This window comes from Sphaerothrix gracilis Ecp01 (genome assembly GCF_030405905.1).
In the GTDB taxonomy this organism is placed as follows: domain Bacteria; phylum Cyanobacteriota; class Cyanobacteriia; order Phormidesmidales; family Phormidesmidaceae; genus Sphaerothrix; species Sphaerothrix gracilis.
This window is the reverse complement of the sequence record NZ_JASATW010000104.1, coordinates 1-1776: the sequence shown is the minus strand read 5'-3', so window position 1 is coordinate 1776 and position 1776 is coordinate 1. Positions and strand designations below refer to the sequence as shown.

At 52.0% G+C, this 1776-nt stretch carries 3 protein-coding genes and 1 pseudogene; 2 read left to right on the top strand and 2 right to left on the bottom strand.

Annotation, left to right across the window (positions count from 1 at the left end; all coding sequences use genetic code 11):
• Nucleotides 1-213: IS1/IS1595 family N-terminal zinc-binding domain-containing protein (locus tag QJQ48_RS27960; protein ID WP_428843107.1), on the bottom strand; the 213-nt coding region annotated here is incomplete at its 3' end.
• Nucleotides 214-264: 51 nt separating this feature from the next.
• Between QJQ48_RS27960 and QJQ48_RS27955 the strand changes: the two genes are divergently transcribed.
• Both QJQ48_RS27955 and QJQ48_RS27950 read left to right on the top strand, forming a co-directional pair.
• Nucleotides 265-953, top strand: a protein-coding gene (locus QJQ48_RS27955) for an IS1 family transposase (protein ID WP_346294473.1) whose coding sequence is annotated in 2 segments (ribosomal slippage) — nucleotides 265-586 and nucleotides 586-953 — 690 coding nt in all. Because the reading frame shifts where the segments join, the coding sequence is not laid out codon by codon here.
• Nucleotides 954-977: 24 nt separating this feature from the next.
• Nucleotides 978-1319, top strand: a pseudogene (locus QJQ48_RS27950) (transposase); the annotation flags it as partial.
• 147 nt (nucleotides 1320-1466) lie between these two features.
• Here the strand turns inward: QJQ48_RS27950 and QJQ48_RS27945 are convergent.
• On the bottom strand, nucleotides 1467-1776 hold a 310-nt coding region (locus QJQ48_RS27945; protein WP_346293857.1), incomplete at its 5' end, for an IS1 family transposase.

Genomic DNA, 1776 nt, shown 5'->3' with positions numbered 1-1776 from the left:
GAGCCACCTCTGGCAGACCTGAGTGACTCGGGCAATACCGGCTAAGGGAATTTTCTCCAATAGAAGTAAGGTGACGAGACCGATAGTGTCTTTGTCTTTGGGTTTCCATTGCGGGTCTTCGACGAACTGACGTCCACAGTCTCGGCACTTGTAGTTTTGCTTGACCCGGCGCGTTGTACCGTTCTTTGAGATGTCGTGGGGGCGTTGCTGAATAGGTAGATGATTTTCTAAGGTGATGAGAGAAGACGCTTTGAGGACTTCGCCATGCAATGTCCCCGATGTCACTCCTCTAACCTCCGTAAAAATGGCCATCAGTCTGGTAAGCAACGCTACCAATGTAAAGACTGTCGCCGCCAGTTTGTCGAATTTTATTCGCCCCAAGGCTACAGCGATGCGGTTAAACGTCAGTGCCTCAATGCCTACGTTAACAAGATGGGGTTTCGCACCCTTGAACGGCATCATGGCGTCGATCACACGACGGTGATTCGCTGGGTGAAGCAGGTGGGTCAACAACTGCCCCAAGCCCCGCCCATGGAGTCCACGCCAGAAGTAGCTCAACTCGATGAGTTGCAGACTTTTGTGGGCTCAAAAAAAACAAAGTCTGGCTGTGGACGGCAACCGACAAAGCCAGAGCGGGCATTTGGGCCTGGACGCTAGGCGATCGCTCGGCTCAGACCTTTCGAGTGTTGTGGGCGCAGGTTCAGTTTTGGCAGTGCTTTTGGTATGTCACTGACGGTTGGCCCGTCTATCCCAAGTTCATCAAGGTCGCCGACCATGTCGTGAGTAAGCCGCACATGACCCGGGTGGAAGGGGAAAACAGCCGCTTGCGGCACTATCTGGCACGGCTCAACCGGCGTACTTTTTGTTACTCCAAGTCAATTAAGATGCTGGGCTATTCCATCCGGCTATTGCTGCACTACCTCCATTACCGAACGATCCCAATCCCCGCCTGATCATTCATCGATTCAGCAATGCCCTTACGCTTATGCACCCGCAGCGATTGCCCGAGGCGCTCGATTACACTCCGACCAGAAGCACAGTACAAGGCCTTGCAGAAAGCTAGGCAACGAGAGCCTACTACTGACTATCAGGCGGACTATGCACTGCGCTCTGGAATTAAGGGAACCCTCTCTGAAGGGGTGCGAGCACATGGCCTACGGCGCTCGCGATATATCGGTTTGGCCAAAACTCACTTGCAGCACCTGATGACAGCCGCAGCGATCAACTGCAAGCGCATTCACAACTGGATAGCGGGTATGTCGCAGACCACAACGCGCACTTCGCAGTTTCTGCGATTGATGGCCTTTTCTGAAAGTTAAGCAATATTTCGCCAACAGTATCAATTCCGCAAAAGAACCCAAAGGGACCATAGCGGCTCGGTATAGTACTTGCTACAACAGCATACTCATTTCCGTAGAGCCATTCATCTGTCGATTCAGCAACGTCTATTTTTGGGCGTTGCTGAATCAAGAGATGAATCTTGGAGGCACTGGAACATCGTCAAACTTGAGGTAGTGAAGTAACAATCGGACAGAGTGAGCCAGCATGTCTACGGACTTCGAGTAACAAAGCGTTTTGCGATGCAGCCGAGCTAGATAGTGCCGCAATCGGGTGTTTTCGCCTTCCACTCGAGTCATGTAGGTCTTGCAGACAATCTGATCGCCATCAGGAATGAAGGTTGGATAGACTGACCAGCCATCAGTGACGTAGAAATAGCAGTTCCAGCCAGCCACGATTTGCCAGAGTGGAGCAAAGGTTTCAGCACTATGGTCACCC